This is a genomic window from Formivibrio sp. oc-25 (assembly GCF_055810895.1).
In genome coordinates, this window is record NZ_JBVVOL010000001.1 from 266,130 (window position 1) to 272,425 (window position 6,296).

Annotated in this window: 6 protein-coding genes; 5 read left to right on the plus strand and 1 reads right to left on the minus strand. The window is 55.4% G+C overall.

All coding sequences use genetic code 11. The features are described from left to right. Positions 1-58: 58 nt before the first annotated feature. The 4 genes from glgA to AC0KVQ_RS01400 all read left to right on the plus strand — a co-directional run bounded on the left by glgA (position 59) and on the right by AC0KVQ_RS01400 (position 5,020). Positions 59-1,486, plus strand: coding sequence for a glycogen synthase GlgA (glgA, locus tag AC0KVQ_RS01385; protein ID WP_473419304.1), 1,428 nt, complete (start codon positions 59-61; stop codon positions 1,484-1,486). Between the two features lie 21 nt (positions 1,487-1,507). Next, on the plus strand, positions 1,508-3,955 hold the full coding sequence (locus AC0KVQ_RS01390; RefSeq protein WP_473419305.1) for a glycogen/starch/alpha-glucan phosphorylase: 2,448 nt from the start codon (positions 1,508-1,510) through the stop codon (positions 3,953-3,955). Continuing rightward, complete coding sequence (locus tag AC0KVQ_RS01395; RefSeq protein WP_473419306.1) at positions 3,952-4,500, plus strand: NUDIX domain-containing protein; 549 nt, start codon at positions 3,952-3,954, stop codon at positions 4,498-4,500. The genes AC0KVQ_RS01390 and AC0KVQ_RS01395 overlap by 4 nt, the downstream gene beginning before the upstream one ends. 97 nt (positions 4,501-4,597) lie before the next feature. After that, positions 4,598-5,020 (plus strand): helix-turn-helix domain-containing protein, encoded by a 423-nt coding sequence (locus AC0KVQ_RS01400; RefSeq protein WP_473419307.1) that lies wholly within the window; start codon positions 4,598-4,600, stop codon positions 5,018-5,020. Positions 5,021-5,027: 7 nt separating this feature from the next. Here AC0KVQ_RS01400 and AC0KVQ_RS01405 read toward each other — a convergent pair whose 3' ends face one another. Next, positions 5,028-5,654 carry a 4'-phosphopantetheinyl transferase family protein gene (locus tag AC0KVQ_RS01405; RefSeq protein WP_473419308.1) on the minus strand — a complete coding sequence of 209 codons (627 nt, stop codon included), beginning with the start codon at positions 5,652-5,654 and terminating at the stop codon, positions 5,028-5,030. Positions 5,655-5,682: 28 nt separating this feature from the next. Between AC0KVQ_RS01405 and AC0KVQ_RS01410 the strand changes: the two genes are divergently transcribed. Continuing rightward, positions 5,683-5,985, plus strand: coding sequence for a hypothetical protein (locus AC0KVQ_RS01410; RefSeq protein ID WP_473419309.1), 303 nt, complete (start codon positions 5,683-5,685; stop codon positions 5,983-5,985). Positions 5,986-6,296 lie beyond the last annotated feature (311 nt).

Consider the following 6,296-nt stretch of genomic DNA (forward strand, 5'->3'; position numbering starts at 1 on the left):
AATTGAAACGAACGGGTGCTATCGTAATGCTCGTTCGTTTTTTGTTTCCGGAGCTTTCATGCGTATTCTCCACGTTTGTGCCGAACTGTTCCCCTTGCTGAAAACCGGTGGCCTGGCAGATGTGGCGGGTGCCTTGCCGCTGGCACTCAATGGCCAGGGATGCGATACGCGCGTGCTGCTGCCGGGCTTTCCTTCGGTGCTGGCAGGCCTGCGCCAAGCCGGTGAAGTGGCGCAGTTTCAGACCTTTGCCGGCCCGGCGCGTTTGTTGTTTGGTCACACTGACGCCGGTGTTGCGCTGTATGTGATCGATGCGCCGCAATTGTATGACCGCCCCGGCAACCCCTATCACGATGCCCAGCAGCATCCCTATGCCGACAATCATCTGCGTTTTGCCTTGCTTGGCTGGATGGCGGCACAACTGGCCGATGGCGTGGATGGCTGGTGGCGATCCGAAGTGGTGCATGGTCATGACTGGCACGCCGGTCTTGCACCAGCTTATCTGGCCGCACAGGGACGCAAGGTGCCGTCGATATTCACGATTCACAACCTGGCGTATCAGGGTGTGTTTCCGGCGCGTTGCTTTGATGGACTGGGTTTGCCGGCTGATTTCTTCAGCCTGCATGGCCTGGAATACCATGGCCAGCTGAACTTCATGAAAGCTGGCATCTTTTATGCTGATCGCATTACAACGGTATCTCCCAGCTATGCGCGTGAAATCACAACGCATGAACAGGGCTGCGGTTTGGATGGCCTGTTGCGAGAGCGCGGTGCTTTTCTGTCCGGTATTCTCAATGGTGTGGATGACGCGGTATGGAATCCTGCGATAGATACCGCCATTGCCGCGTCATATTCGCCGGTCAGAATGGAGGGCAAGGTTCAGTGCAAGGCCGCACTGCAAAATATGACCGGGCTGGAAGTCAGCGATAACAAGCCGCTGTTTGCCGTGGTGAGTCGTCTCACTGAGCAAAAGGGGCTGCACCTGATTCTGGCTGGCCTGGGTGAGATTACGGCGCGAGGCGGACAAGTCGTTGTGCTGGGTAGTGGCGATGCCTGGATGGAGAATTCCTTCCGTGATGCCGCGGTAGCTGATCCGGCTAACGTCGCCGTCAGGATCGGGTATGACGAGGGCTTTGCCCATCAGATCATGGCCGGTTGCGATGTGATCATGGTGCCCAGTCGCTACGAGCCTTGTGGATTGACGCAGCTCTATGGCCTGAAATATGGAGCTTTGCCGCTGGTGCGCCGTGTCGGTGGTCTGGCGGATACAGTAGTCGATTGCAGCCTGGAAAATTTGGCTGAAGGCAAGGCCAGCGGCATGGTGTTCGATGAATTCAGCGTCGACGGCTTCACGCTGGCAGTACGTCGTGCGTTTGCGCTATGGGCACGTCCCAAAGACTGGAAAGCCGTACGTAGCCACGGCATGCAACAGGATTATGGCTGGGAGGTGGCGGCACGACAGTATGTGTCGTTGTATCGAGGCCTGTAGAACCTAACCGGAGATGCCAACATGTCTTTTTCGTTCGTATTCCACTCCCCCGAGAATGAAGTTGACGCCTTGCGCGAATCGATTGCCGACAAGTTGGCATTCTCGATAGGCAAGACACCAGCGGTTGCGCAGAACAAGGATTGGTTCAACGCCACGTTTCTGGCTGTGCGTGACCGCATGGTTGAGCAATGGATGAAATCCACGCGTGCCGGCTACTCGCAGGATGGTCGTCGCGTGTATTACCTGTCGATGGAATTCCTGATGGGGCGGGCATTATCCAATGCCCTGATCTCGCTCAACCTGTATGAGCCGGTACGCACCGCGCTGGACCAGATGGGTATTTCTCTGGAAGAAATCATTGGTTCAGAGCCGGATGCCGCACTGGGAAATGGAGGCTTGGGGCGTCTGGCTGCTTGTTTTCTGGACTCCATGGCGGCGCAGGGGATCCCGGGTATGGGGTATGGCATCCGTTATGACTATGGCATGTTCAAGCAGAACATTATCGATGGCCAACAGGTCGAAACCCCTGATTATTGGCTTTCCTCCCTGAATGTGCAGGAATTTCCGCGGGATGAGGTGCATTACCAGATTCGCTTTGGCGGCCGGCTCGAATACCAGGGCGATAAGGCAACTTGGGTTGATACGCATGAAACCCGGGCAGTGGCCTATGACTACATCATTCCCGGCTACCAGAACGGGGTGGCGAATACCTTGCGCTTGTGGTCTGCGCGTGCCAGTCGGGAAATCAATCTGGGCAAATTCAACCAGGGTGATTATTTCGCTGCGGTAGAAGAAAAGAACCAGTCCGAGAACGTGTCTCGCGTGCTGTATCCGGATGATTCCACCTATCACGGCAAGGAATTGCGCCTGCGCCAGGAGTATTTCTTTGTCTCTGCCAGCTTGCAAGACATCCTGCACCGCTATTTCCTGAGCCACGACACACTGGATCTGCTGCCTGAAAAAATAGCCTTGCACCTGAATGATACCCATCCGGTATTGGCTGTGCCCGAGCTGATACGCATCCTGATGGATGACTACCAGCTCAGTTTTGCCGATGCGTGGGCGCAGGCACAACGAATTTTCAGTTACACCAACCATACGCTGATGAGCGAAGCCCTGGAAACCTGGCCGGTCGGTATGATCGGGCGACTGTTGCCACGTCATCTGAAAATCATCTTCGATATCAATGAGCTTTTCCTCAAGGAAGCCGCCCAGAAATTCCCGGGTGATACGGAATTGATGCGCCGGGTCTCGCTGATCGATGAATCCGGCGAGCGCAAGGTGCGCATGGCCTGGCTGGCTGTGGTGGTCAGCCATACCATCAATGGCGTATCGGCGCTGCATTCGGAAATCATGAAACAGTCGGTATTTGCCGATTTTTACCGGCTGTGGCCGGAACGTTTTACCAATGTAACCAACGGCATTACTCCGCGTCGCTGGCTGGCTGTTGCCAATCCGCCGCTATCCGCGCTGATTGACAAGACCATCGGTACGACCTGGCGCGTGAATCTTGAGGAGTTGGCGGAGCTGCGCGGTTATGCCGATTTCCCGCAATTTGTTTCCGAGTTCCGTGCCGCCAAGCTGGCCAACAAGGAGCGCCTGTCGCAGTACGTGGCCAAAACATTGGGTTGCTACATCGATCCGAATGCCTTGTTCGATGTGCAGGTCAAGCGTATCCACGAATACAAGCGGCAATTGCTCAATGTGCTGCATGTGATCACGCGTTACAACCGCATTCTGAAAAAACCGGGCGCCGACTGGGTGCCGCGTGTGGTGATATTTGCCGGCAAGTCGGCCTCGGCCTACCGCATGGCCAAGACCATCATTCATCTGATCAATGATGTCGCGCTCAAGATCAACAATGATCCACGCATCGGCAACAAGCTCAAGGTGGTGTTTGTCCCGAACTACAGTGTGAGTCTGGCCGAGATCATCATTCCGGCGGCGGATCTTTCCGAGCAGATTTCCACGGCTGGCACTGAAGCTTCCGGCACCGGCAATATGAAATTCGCCCTGAACGGGGCGCTGACGATCGGTACCTGGGATGGTGCCAATGTCGAAATTGCTGAAGCGGTCGGGTTGGATAACATCTTTATTTTCGGCAACCGAGCCGAAGATGTCGAACGCCTGCGTCGCGAAGGTTACAACTCGCGCGCTATCTATGAGGCAAATCCTGAACTGCATGAAGTGCTGACCCAGATCGCCACCGGCTACTTTACGCCGCAAGATCCGGAACGCTACCGGGTGATTTACGATGTGCTGGTAAACTGGGGCGATTATTACCAGTTGCTTGCGGATTACGAAGATTACGTGGCCGCGCAAGGCAAGGTTGATGCGCTGTATCGTCGCAGCGAGCTCTGGGACCAAAAAGCCATTTTCAATGTGGCCGGCATCGGGCGTTTTTCATCGGATCGCACGATTCGCGAATACGCCGAACGTATCTGGCACACCACGCCCATAAAACTATGACATCTCCTGAAAAAGATACGCACCTGATTGAAACCAAGGTAAGTGGCCAGCGCGTTTTCGAAGGCCATCTGCTGAAAATCAACTGTGATACGGTCAGCTTGCCTGATGGCGAGCTGGCCAAGCGCGAATATGTCGAGCATCCGGGCGCTGTGATGGTGATCCCGGTACTGGATGATGGTCGCCTGCTGATGGAGCGCCAGTATCGCTATCCCCTGCATCAGGTCTTCGTTGAGTTTCCGGCCGGCAAGCTTGATCCGGGCGAAGATCCGCTAACTTGTGGCAAGCGCGAGCTGCTGGAGGAAACCGGCTACAGTGCAGTGGAGTGGGAATATCTGGGTGTATTCCACCCGCTGATCAGTTATTCGAGCGAAGTGATCCACCTCTTCCTGGCGCGAGGGTTGACCGCAGGCCAACCTAACCGTGATGAGGAGGAATTTCTCGAAATTGTGCCCATGTCGCTCGATACCTTGAAGGCAGGCATTCTGGCCAATGAAATTACCGATTCCAAGACAATTGCCGGCGTGTTCTGGTTGATGAATCGTTGATGGCATGTTGTTGGCGGCCATTTGACGGCTGTTTGGCATCATCTTCCCTGCCTGGCTCGGCCACGCTTCAAGCGTGTCTGATAAAGGGAGGTAAGTCATGGATGACATCAATATGAATGCTACGCAAGTAAGACAAATGCGCGAAGCCACGGCGTGGTCGCAAGAGCATCTGGCCACGGCTGCTGGAGTAAGTTTGCGCACCGTCCAGCGCGTTGAGGCCGAAGGCAAGGCTTCAGCAGAAACGCGTTTGGCGCTGGCAGGGGCATTCAGGGTGAATGTGGCGGATCTGTCGGTTGCCACGGTCGATCAGGCAGAAAATCTGATCGTGCCTGCAGGAAAGATCAGCGAAGCGCAGTATCGGCTCGGGCGTTTTGTGCTGATCGCAAGCTGTTTGCTGGCAGTGGATCTCTGGCGCAATGGCTGGCCGGTCTGGTCGCATTGGATCTGGCTGGGTGGTGGGCTGATTTATGGCTTGCGCTGGGTCAAGCAGCATTGGGTTGCTCCGGGCGCAGAACACTGAACTGCATTTATGTGTGTGGCGGTCTGATTGGCCGGATATTGAGCTGGAACGGTTGGCTGGCTACGGCCGACACGTGCAAGTTTCCTTGGCGCAGATACTGCCAGCACAAGTCTTGAGGGCCCGTGCCGGTGGCCGGGTCGAACATCACCTTTTCCCCGACGACGCCGGGCACCAATCCCGCTTTGAATGCCGCCTCGCGCAAGGTCCAGATACGCTGAAAACGTTCACTCTGTTCTGCGGGCGGGGCTTCGGCGATCCAGCAGGTTTCCTTGCAGGAAAAGGCTCTCTCGGCCAGTGCAGGCCAGTCACGCTGACGTTGCGGATGCTCAATATCCAGCCCGCAACGGAATCCGTGGCTCACAAGCACTGCAACATAATCCCCGCTGTGCGAAATGCTGGCTTGCCATTGTGCTTGTTCAGCAAAACATGGGAAATGCGCCCCTTCCGCGACCTCCTCTGGTGAACAGTCTGCCGCTTGTGCCATCAGCCAGCGTCCAAGCATAAATTGCACGCGTCGATGCGGTTGGCTCAGTTGCGCCAAGCGTTGCTGACTGGATGCCGAAAACGACATTTTCTCCAGCCAATCCGGCGGGAAATCGGCTACATTGGCGAGCAATACGGAAAGCTTGATCATTGACTACTAATGCAGATAAGGACTTGAGATGGCGCCGACCGAGAATGTACCACCTGTCCCGGATGACGAGGCACTGTACCAGCAATTTGCCGAACTGACTCAGTCCGGTGATCGAGCTGCACTGGATGAATTTGCCCGAACGCATGGTTTGCAGCTGTTTCAGGCAGATTCCAGTTACCAGTCGTGCAGCATTCACGATACGCAACCTGACACTACGGTCGTGGCCCGTAATCCGGTGCCACAGTACCAGTTGGTGTGCGATGGCGTCCTGTATTCCACCACGACCTATTACGAGCTTTACCGCCAGGATTATTCAAAAGAATCCAAATAACCGGATTGTCTTCCGGTAATGCCAAGCGTGGTCTCCGTGCCATCGCTAATCCCCGATATCGTGATCGCACCGCACGCCATTATTCAACGGAGCGCTGGAATGCCGCCTGTTTGAATACGTGATGCAATCGGGGAGTTTGCGGGGGATGCAAAAGGGGTGAGTTGGCTGATGCGTTTAAAAACAGGGGTTTAGCGTTTTTGGGTTGGAATTTTGCGGTGTGGGTGTTGACGAGTATTTGGGAGGTGGGTATAGTTCGGCCTCTCTGCTGCAGACGCAGCGAAGTTTGAAGCGCGAAACGTTGATTTTACAGT